Genomic DNA, 20138 nt, shown 5'->3' with positions numbered 1-20138 from the left:
GCCGAAGACCCAGCCAATGCACTGAACTCCCGTGATAGATTGCGCGCACTCTGGAAAGTCGGAACCCCGTGAGTCGGGTCGCCGCCCCCGATGAGCTTGGTGAGGCCACTGCGCCTACCGCCGCGAACGAGATCTGACCCGCAACACCATCTCCCTCGCCAGATGCCGATAGTTCACCGCTCTCCCGAATACGGCGAAAATGGTACTCCGGGCGTTACCCGCAACTACCGGCCAGCCGTAGTACGTCTTTGTCCCGACTGGCATCCTCATTACGAGAAGCACCTCTGAAGCACAGCGATCTACTGCGACCGACGAGGTCCGACCCGGAGGGTGACCTCGCTACAGATGCGCTCGATGAACTCTCCACTGGACCCGGCGGTGTCAAGTCGTCTAAGTAACGGTGTGGTCGGTGAGGATTTTCTCGAATGTCTCGCGTGGTGTTCGGAAGCCGAGGGTGTGGCGGGGTCGGTCGTTGAGTTCGTCGGCGATGGCGTCGAGGTAGGACTGATGGTTGGTGATCTCGACGCCTTGGGGCAGGTATTCGCGGATCAGCCCGTTGGTGTTCTCGTTCGAGGGCCGCTCCCACGGGGACCGCGGGTGCGCGAAGTAGACGGGCAGCTCGGTCGCGAGAGTGAGCTGCGCATGGCGGGCCATCTCGGTGCCCTAATCCCACGTCAGCGAGCCGCGGAGGTGCGCGGGCAGGTCGCTGTTCCGGTCGATGAGGGCGTCGGCGACGCCGTCGGAGCAGGCCCAGGATGATCCCGTAACGCGAATGCCGTTCCAGCACAGTGATCGCGGCCGTCCTGCCGTGCGCTCCAATGATCAGGTCGCCCTCCCCCGCCCCGGGAAACCGCCGATCCATCGCCTCCTCGGGCCGGTCATCGATAGACACCATGCCCACGATGCGCCCGACTGCGCCCCACCCCAGACCAACTCGTCCCAGATACACTTGTTTCGACTGCTTCGATTGTTTCGATGAGGAGGACGGTCCGATGAGCGACATCGCAACGCTGGTGCCCGATCCGGCAGACACCGAGCTGTCGGCGTCCGCCCTGCGCGGGCTCGACGCCGCGCTCGGCACGGAGGGGCCGGTCCGGCTGCGACTCGGCGATCAGGCCGGCGAGGTGGAGGTGCCCCGGTCCGCGTTGGCCGCGCTGGCGCAGGTGCTCGACAGCTTCGCGCACGGCGAGGGCGTGACGGTTCTTCCTGCGCAGGCGGAGCTGACCACTCAGCAGGCCGCCGATGCGCTCCACGTGTCACGCCCGTTCCTGATCGGGCTGCTCGACGCGGGGCAGATCGAGTACCGCACGGTCGGCACCCACCGCCGCGTCAAGGCCGCGTCGCTGATCCACTACCTACGCGACGACGACGCACGTCGCCGGTCGGCAGCCGACGCGCTGACAGCGGAGACTCGCGAGTTCGGATTCGCCTGATGCCGGTGGTCGTTGTCTACGACGCCAACGTGCTCTACCCGTCCACTCTGCGGGATCTGCTGATCCGCGTCGGCCTCGCGCGACTGGTGCAGCCGAAGTGGACGGATCGGATTCTCGATGAGGTGTTCCACAACCTGCGCGCCAACCGCCCCGACCTCGACCCCGCACGCCTGGGTCGCACCCGCCGTCTGATGAACGACGCGATCCGTGACGTGACGGTGACCGGCTACGAACACCTGATCGACCAGCTCGACCTCCCCGACGCCGACGACCGGCACGTCGTGGCCGCCGCGATCCACGCCGAAGCCCAGGTGATCGTCATCCGAAATCTCCGCGACTTCCCCTCGGAACGGTTGAAGACGTGGGGCGTGGAAGCGCAGCATCCCGACGACTTCCTCACCAAGCTGCACCAAGACCGCCCGGATGCGCTCGGCGGGATCGTCGCCGCAATCGCCGCGGCATGGGACGACGGTGCCGAACCCGGTGACGTGCTCGACCGTCTAGCAATCGACGCGCCCGGCACGGTCGCTTTTATACGCCAGGCAATCGGGGATCACGAGTGAAGCCGCTGAGCAGCTCGTCAGCACCTTCACACGACGCGAAGGTAGTGACTGCTCTCAGCACGAGCGACCGTCGACACCTCCATTGGGAGACGACGGTTCCGATGAGCGGTCAGGGATGGACTTCGGCGCACTCGTGGGGTCGGTCGTAATCGGCCCGTCGCCCTCGGCGCCGGGCGACCGCCACTCGTATGCAGGCACGGAGCAGCAGTACTACAGTGACTGGCCCGTTCACGATCAGCTTGATCGATTTACACGCGCAAAAAACTGGCGAATCCTCCACACCGACTACCGGCGACCCTTTCCTACCTTCACCCAAACAATCTCGGCGGTCGTGGCACTTCACTTTCTCAAACAAGCCGCGCGAATAAGCCTCCATGGGTGCTCTACGCTCCGGCAGACTACGACCCCTCCTACTCGACAGGAACCACGTACTCGGCATGGACCTCCATAGCATGCGGCTTTTCGTCCCGCGTAGCCCCTCAGGACACCACCATGAGCGCTGGAGGGCCGGGTACACAAACAATCTCGATTACCGCCAATTAAGAGCGGCTGAGGCGGCGGGATGGACTTACCCGTCGCCTCAGTCCTCGCGAATCTCCACCGACGTTGCGCCAGCGCCTTCGTCTTCATCAAAAAGATCACCAAATATTCGCGTGAAATGCGTATCGTCGAAGAATCCGTTAGGCCCCTCCGCGCTGCTCTGTGTGACGACGTACACAGCAAACTGCCCGTCCCGCAACTCGCTCTTCGCCCAGGCGATCACTTCCAGCACATCTTCAACTTCAACGATGTCGTAGTCATCAATAAACCAATTTGTTGCGGATAGAACCGCATGCCTTACACGAAATTGCGTTCCGCGATCAAAGTCGTACGTGGGTCAGTTGGAGCCGCGAGGGAGACCTTCATGCGCACACCATAGAGTAATCGCCTGCGATGTGCCCACCAACTGATCTTCTCACCCCGCTCCAACGAGATTTCGTCTCGGATCTTCTGCATGATGCGGTTCGTGAGATCCTGGATGGACTGCTGGGTGAAACCGCCGATTTCGTCGTAGACGCGGCAGATCGTGGAGAGTGCGACGCACCAGAGGTGCCGGTTGCTCCGATGATCCGGACCGCCGCCGGTGAGATGCATCTCAAGCTCCTTGCCGATTTCGTGTGAAATCTCGTTCGTAAGGACTTTGACAGCATCGACTTGCCCGCCCTCTTGCACCTGCGTGATGAGCGTCGCAACCAGTTCGGTCAGAACTCCAGTGAGAGCAGGTCTTCGCACGGCGGACGAAGCTCCGGTTCCACTGCGCTTGGCGGCGCTAGGTAGCTGCGACCACCGTTGCAGGAGGAGTTCGTAGAACAACGCGATCGAGTGCGGATATCAGATTTGAAGAGACTTGTAGCCAACATGCGCATCGAAAATGCAACACTCAGTAGGTGGGTAGTTACCGAGTAGAATCTCGGCGGGGTTGCCGCCGCTTGACGAAGTCCTGCCAGTCGTCAGTATTCTCCACGCCGCGGGCACCGCCCCGGTTGATGGTGAGCCATGAAGTGGACGAGCCGTCTTCAGCACGCCAACCGAATGCCCTTTCTACGTCTCGCTGCTGCAACTCGCGGCCGTAAGTCACGACGAGAACGTAAGGCTTCCGATCACGATTGATAAACTTCGCTCGTAGTGCGGAATTTACAGGATCGTCTCTAAAAGAGTAGCCGATGATAAGCCAGTGATCCACTTCGGCCAATCCGCCTGAGAACATTTCGTACGCCAGACTGAAAGGATACCGAGCTACGTGTTCCGCTTTGTCCTTCCGATTCGCAAGAACGACGACTGGTCGGACATTCGTTGTCTCTTCGCGGATTGCACGCCACTGGTCGCGACCATTGAGTATCTCCTTGGGCAACTTGGCATAAATATTTTTGTCTTGTGTTGCCCAGTAGGTGAGCGAACCATGGATATGCAGCAACTGCACTCGCTTGTTTCCCGGGAAGTCTTCGCTACTTGATCTGAGCCGCTGCACTTCGCGTTCAACGCCGTCGTGAACGAGTATGTTCACGGGACGGTTCCCGTGCCCCATGTCAGCGACGTCCGATTGGCAGACCGCCAAAAGCGCAGCAAGCAAGAGCGTGTCGTAGTTGAGATTCCCAATGACAACCCTGCCGTCGAACGACTCGGTGATCGCCGTTATCAAGTCGTAGAGACTCTGCGCTTCCGTAACGTATGCGTGTGAACGCTCTGCAATCACTTCGAGGACGTGCGATACGCCCGTGTCTCGTATCTGTTTCGCGAACGTCGAGACTCGCCTGATCGCGTCCCTGAGGTCCTTGTCCGACGGTTTGGTCAAAACCGCGAGAGTGCCCAAGACATCCAGCGTGCGGGACTCCGCCCCGAACACGCCAACAAGAACTTCGAAGTCCTCGGCGCTCGTCGCGCCATCGGGAAGGGCGCGCTCGGCAATCTCCTTCATCGCAACAACAACGTCTCCGCCGTCCGCCTTCTCAATGCGACGAAGAACCTCTTCAGTGATGCTCTGCAAGTTCAGTTCCGGGTTGAAGGCGATTGACAATCCATTCCCGACGAGGGTCGCGATGCCTCGCTCAGTCATCATTCTTGTACCGCCATTCAGGTCGTCCACGCGGACCGGACGCCCGTCGGTCTGCGGCCCCATGCTAGATCAGCCCTCGTCTGAAAAAGACGTGTGGTCGCACTGGTTGGCACGGGCTCCGGCGGATCGGGCGACCGAGCATCTGACTGCTGACTAGCCCGGTAGCGGTTTCCTGCGCGGAGGCCGATCGGGGATCACTCATTAGCCGGAGTCCTCATGAGAAAAAGGGGTCAAGACGTCCCAGTCGTCCGCAGGCGACCGTCCGGGAGCACCGCAGGGGGACCACAGAAACGACCCCAGAACATGGCAACGCTCTGGTGAGATTGCCGTCTCACCAGGCCTTATCAGTCGGGCTGACAGGATTTGAACCTGCGACCCCTTGACCCCCAGTCAAGTGCGCTACCAAGCTGCGCCACAGCCCGTGGCAGTCCAGGCCGAAGCCCGGGCAACTCGACTACCTTAGCGGATGCCGCGGCCGGAAGCGAAAACGGGCGGGCACCGTAGAATCACCGGGCGGAACGCGGCGGCACAGGTCGACGCGCCAGGAACAGCACAGGAGGCAGCAGTAGTGGATGCGCGGCAGAAGCGATCGCAGGTGGCCCTGCACCGAGCCATCATCGAACTCGCGACCAACCGCGACATCGCAAGCCTCACCGTCACCGAGATCACTGACCTCGCCGGTGTGAATCGCTCGACCTTCTACGCCCATGCGACCTCCACCGCCGAGCTGCTCTGCGCGGCGCTGCGCGGGGAGCTCGACGCGATCCGCGATGGCTTCCTGCAGCGTCTGCACCAGGGCGCGGCGACCGACATCAGCATCCGCGAGGCCACCGCGCAGGTGCTCGGCCACCTCGAGACCCACCGCGAGCTCTACCTCCGCGCGTTCGATGCACCCGCCGGTGACTCGGGGTTGCGGGCGATGCTCGCGCTGCATTTCCGCTCGGCGGTCACCGCGACCCTCGAAGCCGGGGTGCTCGACGTCCCCGAGGGAGAGGGTCCCCGCGGCTTCCTTCTCGAGGGGACGGCGTCCTTCCTCGCGGCCGGCTCGACCGGGCTGATGGAGGCGTGGCTACGCCTGCCCGCGCCCCGCTCGACCGAGAGCTACCTCGCCGCCTACCGCCGGCTCCTGCCGCCGTGGTGGCCTTTCGCGACAGCCGCCTGACGCCTCGACTGTCGCCCCCGGGCAGGCAGAATCACGCTCGGGCGCCACACGCACGTCTGGCTCGCAGGATCCGACGATTCCTGCGAGCCGCACACAGAATGAGGAGCCGGAGCGGCGTCAGCGCGCGCGCTTCTCCCGCACCCGCATGTTGACATTCACCGGCGACCCCTGGAAGCCATAGATCTCGCGGAGGCGCCGCGCAATATAGCGGCGGTAGCCCGGGTCGAGGAACCCGGTCGTGAACAGCACGAAGGTCGGTGGCCGCGAGGACGCCTGGGTGCCGAAGAGCACACGCGGCTGCTTGCCTCCGCGGAGGGGGTGCGGATGCGCCGCGGTGAGCTCGGCCAGGAATGCATTGAACTTGCCGGTCGGGATGCGCGTGTCCCACGACTCGAGGGCAAGTTCGAGGGCGGGCACGAGCTTCTCGAGGTGCCGACCGGTGCGCGCCGAGATGTTGACCCGGGGCGCCCAGGCGACGTGCGCCAGGTCGGTCTCGATTTCGCGCTCAAGGTAGCGGCGGCGCTCGTCATCGAGAAGGTCCCACTTGTTGAAGGCGAGGACCAGCGCGCGGCCCGACTCGAGGACCAGGTCGATGATCCGGACGTCCTGCTCCGAGATGGGTTGCGAGACGTCGAGGACGACGACGGCGACCTCAGCCTTCTCGAGCGCGGTCGAGGTGCGCAGCGACGCGTAGAAGTCGGCGCCCTGTTGCAGGTGAACGCGGCGGCGGATGCCCGCGGTGTCAACGAAGCGCCACACCTTGCCGGCAATCTCGACCTGCTCGTCGACCGGGTCTCGCGTGGTGCCGGCCAGCTCGTTGACGACGACCCGCTCCTCCCCCGCGGCCTTGTTCAGCAGACTCGACTTGCCGACATTGGGGCGCCCGAGAATCGCGACGCGGCGCGGACCACCGACCTCACGCTTGGCGACGGCCGACTCGAGCGGCAGCGTCTCGAGCACCGCGTCAAGGAGGTCGGCCACACCGCGGCCGTGTACGGCCGAGACCGGGCGGGGTTCGCCGAGGCCGAGCGACCACAGGGAAGCAGCGTTCGGCTCCTGCCGCGCGTCATCGACCTTGTTCGCCGCGAGGAAGACCGGCTTTTTCGTCTTGCGGAGCAGCTTCACCACGTGCTCGTCGGTTGCCGTGGCGCCGACGTTCGCGTCGACCACGAAGATGACGGCGTCCGCGAGGTCGATTGCGATCTCGGCCTGCATGGCGACGGAGGCGTCGATGCCGCGGGCGTCCGGCTCCCAGCCGCCAGTGTCGACGATGGTGAAGGAGCGGTCGATCCACTCGGCCCTGTACGACACGCGGTCGCGGGTCACGCCGGGGGTGTCCTCAACGACGGCTTCGCGGCGGCCAAGAATGCGGTTCACCAGCGCAGACTTGCCCACGTTCGGACGGCCCACGATTGCCACGACCGGAAGGGCCGGGAGGTAGCGGACCTCGTTCGAGTCCTCAGCGGCGAACTCGAGGAGGTCGCGGTCCTCCTCGTCGAGGTCGTAGTCCTCGAGTCCACTACGCAGCGCCTGAGCGCGTGAGGAGGCGAGCTGCTCGTCGAGGTCGCCGAGACGCTCGACGAGATCGTCGTCGGGGAAGTTCAGCTCGTCGTCACCGACGTGCGTGTCCTGTGCCATGATCGGCCCTTGCTCTCGAAGTTCGGACCTCGGCGACGACCGCATCGACGGTCTGCTCGAAGTCGAGATGAGTGGAGTCGAGAAGAGTGACTCCTTCTGCGGCGTTCATGAAGTCGACCACCTGCGAGTCGGCGCGGTCCCTGGACCGCAGCGCCTGACCCGTCGCCTCGGCGGATTGCGTGGTGACCTCGCGCGAACGCCTGGCCATCCTAGCCTCTTCGCTTGCCGTCAGCAGGATCCGCACGGGTGCCGTCGGTGCGACCACGGTCGTGATGTCGCGCCCCTCGACGATGATGCCCTCGCGTCGCGTCTCGCCGATGATCCGCCGAAACAGCAGGGTGATCCTCCGCCGCACCTCCGGCACCTTCGCGACGGCCGACACCTGCGCGGTGACGCGGGGTTCACGGATTGCCGCGGTCACCTCGGTCGGGCCAACCCAGACCGAGTACGACTCGGGGTCCGTGCCGATGGAGTAGTCGAAGCCATCGAGCGCGTCGACAATCGCGTCCTCGTCGGCGAAGTCGAGCCCGCGGTCGAGTCCGTGCCAGGCGAGCGCCCGGTAGGCGGCCCCCGTGTCGAGAAACTCGAAATCGAGCCGGCGTGCAGCCTCGCGCGACACGCTCGACTTACCGCTGCCCGCCGGGCCGTCGATTGCCACGACAACGGCCTCACCGAAATCGCCCTGCTCGGCCGCCTCCGTGCGGGAAGCACGCACGGGAGCGGCACCGCCGTCCTCCGGGATGCTTTGCTGCGCTCGACGGGCGGGTGTCATTCTGTTCAGGCCACCCTCCTGCCTGTTCTGCTCGGTGCTCATCCGGCGATCCTCCAGCCGCGTGCGGTCAGTTCATCCGTCAACGGAGCGACCGCCTCGGGCAGTACCGAGATCTCGGCGAGGCCCACGCGGCGCCCCTCGGCGTGCTCGAGGCGCACGTCTTCGAGGTTGACGCCGGCCTCGCCGATCTCGGCGAGCAGGCGCGCGAGCGCGCCCGGGGAGTCGTCGATGAGCACGATCAGTGTCGAGAAGCGCTGGTCCTGGCCGTGCTTGCCTGGCAGCCGCGCGACTCCGGCGTTCCCTGCTGCGAGGTGCTCGGCGAGGACGCGGCGCGAGCCCGGCGCATCCAGGTCGCGGAGCGCGTCAGCGACCTCGGCGATGTCGTTGCGGAAGGCGTCGAGCACCGCGACGACGTGGTGGCGGTTCGCGGCGAGGATCTGCATCCACAGTTCGGGGGCAGAGGCAGCGAGGCGCGAGACGTCCCGCACGCCCTGCCCGGCCAGGCGCAGTGCCGCGTTTGGCGCGTCAAGCAGGCGCTGCCCGAGCAGCGACGAGATGACCTGCGGCGCGTGCGAAACGAGGCCGACCGAGAGGTCGTGCTCCTCCGGGTCCATCTCGACGATCGTCCCACCGAGATCAAGCGCGAGGCCCTCGACCCGCGCGAGCACCTCGGCGCTCGTCTCACCATCACGGCAGATCACCCAGGGTCGGCCCACGAAGAGATCGCCGCGCGCCGAGACGGGTCCGCCGCGCTCGCGGCCGGCCATCGGGTGCGAGCCGATGTAGCGGGAGAGATCGACACCGCGGGCGCGCAACTCGCGCAGCGGCTGGGTCTTGACGCTCGCGACATCGGTGACTACCGCCTCCGGATGCGCAGCGAGTTCGCGCTCGACGACGCTCGCTGTGACGTCGGGCGGCACGCAGACCACCACCACCGAAGGCCGGTCATCGGCGGAGGCAGCACGGCCGGCACCGTAGTCAATGGCAAGCGAGAGGCTGGCCGGCGAGGCGTCGTCGAGCACGACATCGATCCCACGCGAGGCGAGGCCAAGGCCGATGGAGGCGCCCAGTAGGCCGGAGCCGACCACCCGCACCGTGCCGGTCGTCCGCATCGCGGGCGCGGCGGGGTGCAGGAGCTCATTCACCCGGACAGCCTAGCGATCGGGGCGACGGTGCTTGTCCGCTCCCGAGCGACGCGGTGGAGCATCCCGCCGCTGACCGCCTGTGGAGGAGCCTCCGCGACCGGGAGCCTCCTCGCGAGCGCCGGAGCCACGCCCCCCGCCCGTGCCGCGCTCACCCCTGTCCGGCCGTGGCCGCCGAGCCCCCGCACTCGCCTTCCGAGTCGGCGCCGGCGTCGCGGCTGCCACCTTTTCCCCGCCCTGCCTCGCGATGGTGAGCAGTGCACCCAGCTCGTCGCGGGTCAGATCGCGCAGATCGCCCGAGCGCAGCGTTTCCAGGTGCAGCGGCCCGAACTGCCGCCGCACGAGCTCGATCACGGGGTGCCCGACTGCGGCCATCATCCGCCGAACGACGCGGTTGCGCCCCGAGTGCAGCGTGATCTCAACGAGCGACGCGTTCGAGCGCCCCTCCGGCCGCCCCAGCAGCCGCGCCTTGTCGGCCGCCACCGGTCCGTCATCGAGCTCAATCCCGGCGGTCAGCGCCGCGATCGTCTGCGGGAGAACCTGCCCGTGCACTTTCGCGATGTAGGTCTTCGTCACTCCGAACGACGGATGCGCGAGCACGTGTGCCAGCTCGCCGTCGTTGGTCAGCACCAGGAGCCCGGAAGTCTCGGCGTCGAGACGGCCGACGTTGAACAGCCGCTCCTCGAAATTCTTCGTGTAGGTGCTGAGGTCGGCCCGGCCATTCTCGTCGGCCAGCGAGCTGACCACTCCGACCGGCTTGTTCAGCATCACGTAGCGGCGCGAGGTATCCAACTGCACCGCGACGCCGTCGACCTCGATTCGGTCGGTCGCCGGGTCGATGCGCCGACCGAGTTCGTCGGCCACGGTGCCGTTCACGCGGATCCGTCGCGCGACGATCATCTCTTCAACGACCCGGCGGGAGGCGACCCCCGCGGCCGCGAGGACCTTCTGCAGTCGTTCGCCATCGGGGCCGCTGTCAGGGGCGCTCATCGAATCCGTCTCTTCCGTCGCTCAGTAGGGGTGAAATCTTCGGCAGCTCATCGAGCGAGGTGAGGCCGAGGTGCACGAGCAACTGCTCGGTGGTGCCGTAGAGGACCGCGCCCGTCTCGGGATCGTGGCCGACCTCCACGATCAGGCCGCGGCCGAGGAGGGTGCGCGCGACGGAGTCGACGTTGACCGCGCGAATCTGCGCAACCTGGCCGCGCGAGACAGGCTGCTTGTACGCGATGACCGCCAACGTCTCGAGCGCGGCCTGCGAGAGCCGCGTCGGATTCTGGGTCAGCACGAAGTCCGAGACCACCGCGTCATACTCGCGACGCACATAGATACGCCAGCCGCCGCCGACCTCGCGCAACTCGAATCCGCGGCGGATCGAGCCGTCGATGCCGTCGTAGTCGGCGACGAGCCGCTCGATCGACTGGCGGACCACCGCGATCGGTCGCGAGAGGGCAGTAGCGAGAGCGGCGAGCGACTGCGGCTCGTCGGCAACCATCAGGATCGCCTCGATCGCCCGGTCGATCTCGACGGCGACCGCACCGGGATCGGCGTCCGTCCGACCGGAGGAATCAGGAGTCATAGTCCGCCCCCAGCGCGGCAAGGTTCTCGTCGCTCCACGACTCGGCGATCCAGCGCAGTGTCAACTCGCCGAGCGGCTCGGGCTGCTCGAACGACACGGCACCGTGCCGGTACAGCTCGAGCACGGCGAGGAAGCGGGCCACGACCACACCCTTCTCGTCCGCGCCCGCGATCAGCTCGCGAAACGTCGCCCACTCCCGTGAGCGCAGCACGACGACGACGTGGGCGGCCTGCTCCCGGATGCTGATCCGCGGCGCGTGCAGGTGATCGAACCCGACCGTCGGCAGTTCCCGGGGCGCAAGCGCGAGAGTAGCCAGCGCGGCGAAGTCCTCGGCCGAGAGGGTCCAGACGAGTTCCGGCTTCGTTGCCCGGTACTCCTCCTGCAGCGGGACGTTTCGCACGTGGCGGCCGGTCTCAACCGCCATCCGCTCGGCGAACCACGACGAGACGTGCTTGAACGCCCGGTACTGGAGAAGTCGCGCGAACAGCAGGTCACGGGCCTCCAGCAGTGCGGCGTCCTCCGCGTCCACGAGTTCGCCCTGCGGCAGTAACCCGGCGATCTTGAGGTCGAGGAGCGTCGCAGCGACGACCAGGAACTCGGACGCGCGGTCCAGTCCCTCGAGCGTGTCGATTCCGTGCAGGTAAGAGAGGAACTCGTCCGTCACCGCGCTCAGCGCGATCTCGGTGATGTCGACCTGCTGCTTCGCGATGAGGCTCAGGAGGAGGTCGAATGGTCCCTCGAAGTTGCTCAGGGCGACGCGGAATCCGGTCGGCGCGGGACGCCCCTCGAGGACGACCTCAGGCGACCGCGCCACGCGAGATCAGCTCCCTGGCGAGCTTGCGATACGCCTTCGCGGCGTTGTGCTCGGGAGCGAACTGCGTGATCGGCACACCGGACACACTCGCGTCCGGGAACTTCACCGTCCGGCCGATCACCGTCTCGAGAACGCTGTCACCGAACGTGTCGACCACGCGGTCGAGCACCTCCCTCGAATGCAGCGTGCGGGAGTCGTACATCGTGGGCAGGATGCCGTCGAGCTCGATCACCGGGTTCAACCGATCGCGCACCTTATCAATCGTCTCGATCAGCAGCGCGACACCGCGCAGGGCGAAGAACTCGCACTCGAGCGGGATGAGGACCCCGTGGCTCGCGGTGAGTGCGTTGACGGTCAGCAGACCCAGTGAGGGCTGGCAGTCAATCAAAATGACGTCGTAGTCGGCGCTCACCTTGCGCAGCACGCGCGCGAGGATCTGCTCACGGGCGACCTCGTTCACGAGGTGGACCTCCGCCGCCGACAAATCGATGTTGGCCGGGATGATGTCGAGGTTGGGGACGCGGGTGCTGCGAATCGCCTCGGCCGGGTCCTTCACCGTGCCGAGGAGGAGATCGTAGATCGTGATCGCGTCGTAGGTCGCCACCCCAAGGCCCGCGGACAGAGCGCCCTGAGGGTCGAAGTCGATCGCCAGCACGCGGCGGCCGTACTCGGCGAGCGTCGCGCCCAGGTTGATGGTCGTCGTCGTCTTGCCGACTCCGCCCTTCTGATTACAGAGGGAGATGATCCGCGCGGGTCCGTGGCCGGTCAACTCCACAGGCAAGGGGAAGTCGCGCAGAGGACGGCCGGTCGGGCCGAGCGTCGGGGCTTCGAGACCGGTGAGTTCGGCCTTGTCGTCCGTCTTGCGTGTCACCTGCGTCTACCTCGTCTCCGTGTCGGCGAGCGCTCCCGCGCGGCCTGCGTCGAGTGTACCGGCGCCCCGGTCCCCCGCCGCCGCGCCCCGCCGAGCCCCGGAGGGGCGGCCCCTCAGCGCCGCGCGCGCGGATGCGCCGACGTGTACACGTCGCGCAGGGTGTCTGCTGTCACCAGCGTGTAGATCTGCGTCGTCGCCACCGATGCGTGCCCGAGTAGCTCCTGCACCACCCGCACATCCGCTCCGCCCGCCAGCAGATGCGTCGCGAAGGAGTGCCGGAATGTGTGCGGCGAGATCGTGGCATCCAGCCCCGCCTTCTCGGCCACCGCCCGGATCACGAGCCACGCACTCTGCCGCGACAGCCGGCTCCCCCGCATCCCGAGAAAGAGCGCAGGAGTCGCCCGCCCACGCCGCGACAACTCCGGCCGCGCCCGCACCAGGTACTCGTCCACCGCCTCTCGGGCGTAGCGCCCGAGCGGCACCATGCGCTGCTTCGAGCCCTTGCCCGTCAGACGCACCACCTCGGCGTCCAGCACATCGTCTACATTCAGGTCGACCGCCTCCGAGATGCGCGCGCCGGTCGCATAGAGCAGCTCGAGCAGCGCGCGGTCTCGTAGGTCGGCCAGCTCCTCGCCGCGCGCGGCCTGGAGCAGCGCCGTCATCTGCTCGATCGTGATCGCCTTGGGCAGAGTCATCGGCAGCTTGGGCGGCACGACGTCGTGCGCAACGTCGTCGGCGACGAGGCCCTCCTCCAGCGCGAACCGGTGCAGCCCGCGCACGCTCGAGAGAACGCGCGCCCTCGAACTCGGCGCGAGCGGCCTGTCGGGACGCGCCGCGAGCCACGAGGAGAACTCGCCGACATCCGCTCGTCGCAGCGAGGCCAACTCACTGACCCCGCGCTCCTCCAGCCAGCCGAGGTAGAGCGCGAGGTCGCGCCGATACGCCACGAGCGTGTGTGCCGAGAGCCCGCGCTCGACGCTCGCCTGGCGGAGGTAAGCGTCGGCGCAGGCGCGCGGCGTCACACCCGAGGGTGGCGCACCCGGGGGTGCCGCGTCCACGGCGAGGCGGCGTCGCCCAGCCCGCGCCAGTCGCGGGCCCGAAATGCGTGCGCCGCCAGTACAGCGATCGTCAGCGACGGGTTCTGCACCCGCCGGGCCAGCACCGCCTCGACAGCCTCGTCGAGTGGCACCCAGCGCAGCTCCATGTCCGCTTCCTCGGCCTCGCGCTCAAAAGCGGCAGCGGTGGCTGAGAGCCCGCGGGCGAGGTAGATCCTGATGACCTCGTCGCTGCCGCCGGGCGAGGTTACGAACTCCGAGAGCAGATCCCAGCGTTCGGCCTGCAGGTCGGTCTCCTCCCCCAGCTCGCGCTGCGCGGCGACGAGCGGATTCTCACCCTCGATGTCGAGAAGCCCCGCGGGGATCTCCCACTCACGGCTGCGAATCGGGTGACGGTACTGCTTGATGAGCGCAACCCGGCCGTCGTCGTCGAGCGCGAGCACCGCGACGGCGCCGGTGTGGTCGACGAATTCCCGTCGCAACTCGCCGCCCCCGTAGCGGAAGGTCTCGGCGCGGACATCCCACACCACCCCGTCGAAGATCCGCTCGCTGGTGAGGATCTCGGGCTCGATCAGCTCATCGGACAGCGGCTCACTCATCGTCGCCCGCCTCCGAGACAGGGAACAGCCGCGAGGACTCCTGGCGCTCCAGCGCCGCGGTTACCAGACCGCGGAACAGCGGGTGCGCATTGTTCGGGCGCGAGCGCAGCTCCGGGTGCGCCTGGGTGCCGACGTAGTAGGGGTGCTTGTCGCGCGGCAGCTCGACGTACTCGACGAGGTGTCCGTCTGGCGATGTGCCCGAGAACCAGAGGCCGGCCTTGGCGATCCGATCGCGGTAAGCGTTGTTGACCTCGTAGCGGTGACGGTGGCGCTCGGCCGCCTCGGACGCTCCGTAGACCTCGGCCACGATCGAGCCCTCGGCAAGGGTCGCCGTGTAGAGCCCGAGTCTCATGGTGCCGCCCATATCGCCGGACGCGAGGATCTCGACCTGCTCGGCCATTGTCGCGATCACGGGGAACTCGGTGTCCGGGTCGAACTCCGTCGAGGAGGCGCCCTCGAGTCCCGCCTTGGTGCGCGCGTATTCAATCACCATGCATTGTAGCCCCAGGCACAGACCCAGCGTCGGAATTCCGTTCTCGCGGGCGAAGCGCAATGCGCCGAGCTTGCCCTCGATGCCGCGGATGCCGAAACCGCCGGGCACGCAGATGCCGTCGAGCTCTGAGAGCGTCCGTGCCGCAACCTCCGGGTCCTCGAGCCCGTCAGACGCAATCCAGCGGATGACCACCTTCGTCTGCTGCGCGAATCCGCCGGCCCGCAGCGCCTCGGTCACCGACAGGTAGGCGTCCGGCAGGTCGATGTACTTGCCGACCAGGCCGATGGTCACCTCGTGCTTGGGCTCGTGCACAGCCTCAAGCAGGCGCGCCCAGCCGTCCCAGACGACCTCACCGGCGGGCAAACGAAGCTGGTCGATGATGTAGGAGTCAAGGCCCTGCTCGTTGAGCATCTGCGGGATCTCGTAGATAGATGCGACATCCCTGGCGTTCACGACGGCCTGCTCGTCCACGTCGCACATGAGCGCGATCTTGCGCTTATTCGACTCCGACACCGGTCGATCGCTGCGCAGGACGAGAGCGTCCGGCTGAATCCCGATCGAGCGCAGGGCGGCAACGGAGTGCTGGGTCGGCTTCGTCTTCTGCTCACCGGACGCGCCCATGAACGGGACGAGTGAGACGTGCACGAAGAAGACGTTCGCGCGGCCCAGCTCGTGGCGGACCTGACGCGCCGACTCGATGAACGGCTGGCTCTCGATATCGCCGACCGTGCCGCCGATCTCGGTGATGATCACGTCCGGCTGCGGGTCGTCCTCGGCCTGAAGCCGCATCCGCCGTTTGATCTCATCGGTGATGTGCGGGATGACCTGCACTGTGTCACCGAGGTACTCCCCGGCGCGCTCGCGGGCGATCACCCGCGAGTAGATCTGCCCGGTGGTGACGTTCGCCGCCTGGTCGAGGTTGATGTCGAGGAAGCGCTCGTAGTGCCCGATGTCGAGGTCGGTCTCGGCCCCGTCGTCGGTGACGAAGACCTCGCCGTGCTGGAACGGGTTCATCGTGCCCGGGTCCACGTTGAGGTACGGGTCGAGCTTCTGCATGACCACGCGGAGTCCGCGCGCCGTGAGGAGGTTGCCCAGGCTGGCGGCCGTCAGGCCCTTGCCGAGCGAGGAGACGACTCCGCCCGTGACGAAGATGTGCTTCGTGACTTTCAGAGGAGTGTCCTGCCCGGCCGACGACGTGACACGCGTCGGGTCGGAGAATCTCCCGGAATCCGCGGGAGAAGAAGGGGAAAGGCCCGTGTTCGTAAAGTCCACCACGGGCTTCCACCCTAACAGCACATTCGGAGCGACCGTCGTCCTTCGCCCGGATCGGAGCCCGGCTCAGCCGCGCCGGCTCGTCTCCAGCAGCTCCCGCGCGTGGGCGAGGGCGTTCGCCGAGTCAGTGAGGCCGGAGAGTAGCCGCGCCATCTCCGAGACCCGTTCCTCGGAGTCGAGCTGCGTCACCGCGCTCGACGTCACTGCGCCGTCTGATCCCTTCTCGATGCGGAGGTGATTGGTCGCGAAGGCCGCGACCTGCGCCAGGTGCGTGACAGCGATGACCTGCGAGGTCTCAGCGAGGCGCGCGAGCCGTCGGCCGATCTCGATCGCCGCGGCACCACCCACTCCGGCATCGACCTCGTCGAACACGAACGTCGGCACGGGGTCGTTGGCGGCGACCACGACCTCGATCGCCAGCATCACCCGCGAGAGCTCGCCGCCCGAGGCGCCGCGACCAAGTGGTCGAGGCGTCGCACCGGAGTGCGGCTGCAGCAGCATCTCCACCACGTCGCGACCGTACATCGATGGCTCGCCCGCCGCCGTCACCTGCACCTGCAGGCGCGCGTCGGTCATCGCGAGTGCCGTCAGCTCGTCGCTCACTCGCTCCCCCAGCTCCGCCGCCGCAGCCGTGCGTAGCTGCGTCAGCCGGGTCGCGAGCCGGTCAACGAGATCGGCGTCGGCCGCGGTGTCGGCCGCGAGAGCCGCGATCCGCTCGTCGTCACCATCCAGTTCGAGCAGGCGCAGGCCGGAGGAGTCGACCAGGTCGAGCACGTCGTCCAACGTCGGTCCGTAGGTCCGGGCGAGCATCGTCAGCTCGGCGCGCCGGTTCTCGATGAGCTCGAGGTCGTGCGCCCCGTCGAGGTCCAGCTCGGCCAAGTAGGAGGAGAGAGCGCCCGCCGCATCAACGAGCAGCACGGAGGCCTCGCCGAGAATCTGCACCGTCGGCTGCAGCGCCGCGTCGTGCTCGGCGGCCCGTTCCAGCACGCGCCGCGCCGTCTCGACGAGCCCGAGCGCGTCACGCCCGTCCAGCTCCTCCGAGGACACGGCCTCGCGCGCATCACCCGCGGCCAGCCGAAGCTGCTCGATACTCCCGAGGCGGGCCGACTGCGCTGCGAGTTCGACGTCCTCGCCCCGCTGCGGAGCGATCACCTCGATCTCCGCGAGGGCGGCGCGGAGCCGCTCCGCCTCGCGAGCGCGTGCCTCGCGCGCGTCGCTCAGACCGTCGAGCTCCTCGCGGTTGGCGCGCCAACGCTCGAACGCGCTCGTGTACTCGCGAATCGCCTCGGCAAGGTCCGGTCCGCCGAAGCGATCCAGCGCCTCGCGCTGCGCGGCGGCTGAGCGGAGGCGGATCTGATCAGACTGCCCGTGCACCACGACCAGCTGGTCGGCGAGCTCGCTGAGAACGCTCACCGGAGCGCTGCGGCCCCCAACGACGGCGCGCCCGCGCCCCTCCGCCGAGACTGACCTCGCCAGCAGCAACTCCGGCCCGTCCAGGTCGCCTCCGGCGTCGTGCACGCGGTCGGCGACGGGCCCTACCTCCGGGACCAGCCAGCGCCCCGACACCCAGGCCTGCCGTGCACCCGAGCGAACTGCGGACGCGTCCGACCGCGCGCCCAACACCAGACCGAGCGCGGTGACGACCATGGTCTTGCCGGCACCGGTCTCCCCGGTCACCGCCGTGAAGCCTGGTCCGAGCGGAAGCGTCGCCTCGGCGATCACTCCGAGATCGCGGATCTGTAGCTCTTCGAGCATGGGTCCCTACTCCGTCTCCGCCGACCCCCGCCATCCACGGATGGGGAGACCGAACTTGTGCACGAGGCGATCGGTGAAGGAGGCGTCGTGCAGGCGCGCGAAGCGCACGGGCACCGGAGAGCGGCGGTAGACGACACGCGCACCCGTCGGCAGCTCGTACGTGCGCCGCCCATCGGCCCAGAGCACGCCCACGCCGTCGGTCCGTTCCTTTACCTCGACCGCGAGGCTCGAATCCGGCCCCACCACCAGAGGCCGGGCGAAGAGGGCGTGCGCGCTCAGCGGCACCAGCAGCATCGCTTCCAGGGTCGGCCAGACCACGGGACCGCCGCCCGAGAACGCGTAGGCGGTCGATCCGGTCGGAGTCGATACCACAATCCCGTCACAGCCGAAGCTCGACAACGGACGCCCGTCGATGCCGACCATCACCTCGAGCATCCGCTCGCGGCTACCCTTCTCGACCGTCGCTTCGTTCAGAGCCCAGGTCTCATAGACGACCACGTCATTGATCTTGACCCGCACCTGCAGCGTCATTCGTTCCTCGACGCGGTAGTCGCCGCTCAGCGCTCGCGCGACGGCGTCGTCGAGGTCGTCGCGCTCGCTCTCGGCGAGGAACCCGACATGGCCGAGGTTGACTCCGAGCAGCGGCGCGGTCCCCGAGCGGACGATCTCCGCGGCCCGGAGAATGGTGCCGTCGCCGCCCAGCACGAAGACCAACTCGATTGACTCAAGGGGGACATCAACGCCGAGCACGTCGACGTCGGCCAGGTCGGCGGCTGCGGCGACCATGTCGCCCTTGTCATCCGCGCAGAGAATGGGCCGCGCACCGGAATTGCGCAGGCGTTCGACGACGAGGATCGCCGCGTCGAGGGAGTCCGTTCGTCCGGTGTGGGCGACGACGAGGATATTGCGCTCGTCAGGAGGGGACTGCATCGAGGAGGTGTCCTTCGGATCGATCGACGGCGGCGGACACGATCGCGTCATCCGGTGGTGAGCGCGGTGACCGCGTCCCTCCATTCTGTCGGAATCGTTCCATGGCCGCGGTGGAGGTGCACCAGATACTCGTGATTCCCAGCGCTCCCGGGGAGAGGCGATTCAACGAGACCAACAACACCGAGCCCGACATCCCAGGCCGACCACAGAACGTCCGAGAGCGCTTCACGCCGCAGCGCCGGATCGCGCACGATCCCCTCGCGGATACCGGTTCGCCCGACCTCGAACTGCGGCTTCACCAGCAGCACGAAGTCGGCCGACGCAGACACGGATGCGGCAACCGGAGGCAGCACCATCGTCAGGGAGATGAACGAGACGTCCGAGACGACCAGGTCGGGCACAACATCGGTACCGGAGGCCTCGGCCAATCGTGCCGAAGTCATGTCCCGGGCGTTGAACCCCTCGACTACGTGCACTCGGTCATCGGAGCGGATACGCGGCGCCACTTGCGCATGCCCGACGTCGAGGGCGATGACCGAGGCCGCACCCCGCTCGAGGAGGACCTGCGAAAAACCGCCGGTCGACGCGCCCACATCGAGCGCGTTCGCACCCTCCACCCGGACCGCGAACGTGTCCAGCGCTGCGAGAAGCTTGTGGGCAGCACGACTGACGTAATGGTCGAGACCGGCGACCGCCACCTCCTGATCGTCGCGCACACGGAGCGAGGACTTGAGCGCGGGAATCCCGTCGACCGTGACGAGACCGTCGGCGATCATCCGAGCGGCATGAGTCCGAGAGCGCGCGATCCCCCGAACAGCGAGAGCCGAGTCAAGTCGTGAACTGTCCATCATCGGGCGCGATTGGCGTGCTCTAGCCGTAGCCGAAGCTCGTCCTGCACCTGCGAGTACGCAGCCGCCCTCTGCGCCAGCGGAGCGTTTTCAATGTCCTCGAGCGTCGCTCCGAGATCGTCAGCAACCGCGTCAGCGCGCTCCTGGCCGGCGCCGTGCTGCTCGGTCTGGTCCTGATGAGTGCGGTCCTGGTTCACCGTTTCTCCTTGATCGGGAGTGGGGCGACGACGGGAGCGACGTCGCTCCGGCCGTCGGTCTCGCCCACGAAATCGTGGCGACCGGTTAAACAGCGATGGCCACCCAGTGTGTGGGTGGCCATCGTGAATGGTGTCCGGCGGTGTCCTACTCTCCCACAGGGTCCCCCCTGCAGTACCATCGGCGCTGAGAGTCTTAGCTTCCGGGTTCGGAATGTGACCGGGCGTTTCCCTCTCGCTATGGCCGCCGTAACCCTGGCGACACACCCACCCGCGAAACGGGTCGATGGTCAAATCTTGGGTTACACGCCGTGCGTGTTTTCAATTGTTCCGGACGATCTTCACGATCGACGCGGGGTGCCCGTCTTCTGGGAACCACAAAGTGGACGCAAGCAATCCTTGACCACTCCTACCAGCCTTTACAACGG

Annotated in this window: 20 protein-coding genes, 1 tRNA gene, 1 rRNA gene and 2 pseudogenes; 4 read left to right on the top strand and 20 right to left on the bottom strand. The window is 67.1% G+C overall.

What is annotated here, in order from left to right; translation table 11 throughout:
- Window positions 1–390: 390 nt before the first annotated feature.
- Window positions 391–910 (bottom strand): annotated as a pseudogene (locus HRF29_RS15420) (IS30 family transposase); the annotation flags it as partial.
- Between the two features lie 82 nt (window positions 911–992).
- On the opposite strand from HRF29_RS15420, the gene HRF29_RS00110 reads away from it, so the two are divergent.
- Entirely contained in the window at window positions 993–1433 is a 441-nt protein-coding gene (locus HRF29_RS00110) for a helix-turn-helix domain-containing protein (protein WP_173242901.1), read from the top strand.
- Window positions 1433–1996, top strand: a complete 564-nt coding sequence (locus HRF29_RS00105; protein WP_173242898.1) for a PIN domain-containing protein — start codon at window positions 1433–1435, stop codon at window positions 1994–1996. The genes HRF29_RS00110 and HRF29_RS00105 overlap by 1 nt, the downstream gene beginning before the upstream one ends.
- 580 nt (window positions 1997–2576) lie before the next feature.
- Here HRF29_RS00105 and HRF29_RS00100 read toward each other — a convergent pair.
- The 4 genes from HRF29_RS00100 to HRF29_RS00085 form a co-directional block, all read right to left on the bottom strand.
- Window positions 2577–2768 (bottom strand): hypothetical protein, encoded by a 192-nt coding sequence (locus HRF29_RS00100; RefSeq protein ID WP_173242896.1) that lies wholly within the window; start codon window positions 2766–2768, stop codon window positions 2577–2579.
- Window positions 2769–2833: 65 nt separating this feature from the next.
- A complete protein-coding gene (locus tag HRF29_RS00095) occupies window positions 2834–3268 on the bottom strand; it encodes a hypothetical protein (protein ID WP_173242893.1) in 435 nt (144 codons plus the stop codon).
- A 163-nt stretch (window positions 3269–3431) separates the two neighbouring features.
- Window positions 3432–4652 carry an SIR2 family protein gene (locus tag HRF29_RS00090; RefSeq protein ID WP_173242890.1) on the bottom strand — a complete coding sequence of 407 codons (1221 nt, stop codon included), beginning with the start codon at window positions 4650–4652 and terminating at the stop codon, window positions 3432–3434.
- A gap of 285 nt (window positions 4653–4937) precedes the next feature.
- A tRNA-Pro gene (locus HRF29_RS00085) sits at window positions 4938–5011 on the bottom strand.
- 173 nt (window positions 5012–5184) lie between these two features.
- Between HRF29_RS00085 and HRF29_RS00080 the strand changes: the two genes are divergently transcribed.
- Window positions 5185–5751, top strand: a complete 567-nt coding sequence (locus HRF29_RS00080; RefSeq protein WP_173242887.1) for a TetR family transcriptional regulator — start codon at window positions 5185–5187, stop codon at window positions 5749–5751.
- 117 nt (window positions 5752–5868) lie between these two features.
- Here the strand turns inward: HRF29_RS00080 and der are convergent, their stop codons facing one another.
- The 15 genes and pseudogenes from der to rrf all read right to left on the bottom strand — a co-directional run bounded on the left by der (window position 5869) and on the right by rrf (window position 19962).
- Window positions 5869–7389: a ribosome biogenesis GTPase Der gene (gene der / locus HRF29_RS00075; protein WP_173242884.1), complete on the bottom strand. Its 1521-nt coding sequence runs from the start codon at window positions 7387–7389 to the stop codon at window positions 5869–5871.
- A complete protein-coding gene (cmk, locus tag HRF29_RS00070; protein WP_246226569.1) occupies window positions 7364–8203 on the bottom strand; it encodes a (d)CMP kinase in 840 nt (279 codons plus the stop codon). Before cmk ends, der begins: the two co-directional genes overlap by 26 nt.
- On the bottom strand, window positions 8200–9273 hold the full coding sequence (locus HRF29_RS00065; protein ID WP_173245728.1) for a prephenate dehydrogenase: 1074 nt from the start codon (window positions 9271–9273) through the stop codon (window positions 8200–8202). The genes cmk and HRF29_RS00065 overlap by 4 nt, the downstream gene beginning before the upstream one ends.
- Before the next feature lie 267 nt (window positions 9274–9540).
- Window positions 9541–10293 (bottom strand): annotated as a pseudogene (locus HRF29_RS00060) (pseudouridine synthase); the annotation flags it as partial.
- Complete coding sequence (gene scpB, locus HRF29_RS00055; RefSeq protein WP_173242878.1) at window positions 10280–10879, bottom strand: SMC-Scp complex subunit ScpB; 600 nt, start codon at window positions 10877–10879, stop codon at window positions 10280–10282. The pseudogene HRF29_RS00060 and the gene scpB, both read right to left, overlap by 14 nt.
- Window positions 10869–11693, bottom strand: coding sequence for a segregation/condensation protein A (locus HRF29_RS00050; protein ID WP_173242875.1), 825 nt, complete (start codon window positions 11691–11693; stop codon window positions 10869–10871). The genes scpB and HRF29_RS00050 overlap by 11 nt, the downstream gene beginning before the upstream one ends.
- Entirely contained in the window at window positions 11677–12564 is an 888-nt protein-coding gene (locus tag HRF29_RS00045) for an AAA family ATPase (RefSeq protein ID WP_173242873.1), read from the bottom strand. Before HRF29_RS00045 ends, HRF29_RS00050 begins: the two co-directional genes overlap by 17 nt.
- 113 nt (window positions 12565–12677) lie before the next feature.
- Window positions 12678–13586, bottom strand: a complete 909-nt coding sequence (gene xerD / locus HRF29_RS00040; protein ID WP_343043585.1) for a site-specific tyrosine recombinase XerD — start codon at window positions 13584–13586, stop codon at window positions 12678–12680.
- The gene (locus HRF29_RS00035; RefSeq protein ID WP_173242869.1) at window positions 13583–14218 is read right to left on the bottom strand and encodes an NUDIX domain-containing protein; all 636 of its coding nucleotides are present in this window, start codon (window positions 14216–14218) and stop codon (window positions 13583–13585) included. Before HRF29_RS00035 ends, xerD begins: the two co-directional genes overlap by 4 nt.
- Window positions 14211–15881, bottom strand: coding sequence for a CTP synthase (pyrG, locus tag HRF29_RS00030; protein ID WP_173245725.1), 1671 nt, complete (start codon window positions 15879–15881; stop codon window positions 14211–14213). The genes HRF29_RS00035 and pyrG overlap by 8 nt, the downstream gene beginning before the upstream one ends.
- A 168-nt stretch (window positions 15882–16049) precedes the next feature.
- Window positions 16050–17738: a DNA repair protein RecN gene (gene recN / locus HRF29_RS00025; protein WP_173242867.1), complete on the bottom strand. Its 1689-nt coding sequence runs from the start codon at window positions 17736–17738 to the stop codon at window positions 16050–16052.
- 6 nt (window positions 17739–17744) lie between these two features.
- The gene (locus HRF29_RS00020; protein WP_173242865.1) at window positions 17745–18668 is read right to left on the bottom strand and encodes an NAD kinase; all 924 of its coding nucleotides are present in this window, start codon (window positions 18666–18668) and stop codon (window positions 17745–17747) included.
- A 47-nt stretch (window positions 18669–18715) separates the two neighbouring features.
- Complete coding sequence (locus tag HRF29_RS00015) at window positions 18716–19516, bottom strand: TlyA family RNA methyltransferase (protein WP_173245722.1); 801 nt, start codon at window positions 19514–19516, stop codon at window positions 18716–18718.
- The gene (locus HRF29_RS00010; protein WP_173242863.1) at window positions 19516–19713 is read right to left on the bottom strand and encodes a hypothetical protein; all 198 of its coding nucleotides are present in this window, start codon (window positions 19711–19713) and stop codon (window positions 19516–19518) included. Before HRF29_RS00010 ends, HRF29_RS00015 begins: the two co-directional genes overlap by 1 nt.
- A gap of 132 nt (window positions 19714–19845) precedes the next feature.
- Window positions 19846–19962 (bottom strand): 5S ribosomal RNA (gene rrf / locus HRF29_RS00005).
- Between rrf and HRF29_RS14640 the strand changes: the two genes are divergently transcribed.
- Window positions 19951–20138: hypothetical protein (locus tag HRF29_RS14640; protein WP_222929568.1), on the top strand; the 188-nt coding region annotated here is incomplete at its 3' end. The genes rrf and HRF29_RS14640 overlap by 12 nt on opposite strands.

The organism is Rathayibacter agropyri (assembly GCF_013249015.1).
Classification (GTDB): domain Bacteria; phylum Actinomycetota; class Actinomycetes; order Actinomycetales; family Microbacteriaceae; genus Rathayibacter; species Rathayibacter agropyri.
This window is presented reverse-complemented; position numbering and strand designations above follow the sequence as displayed.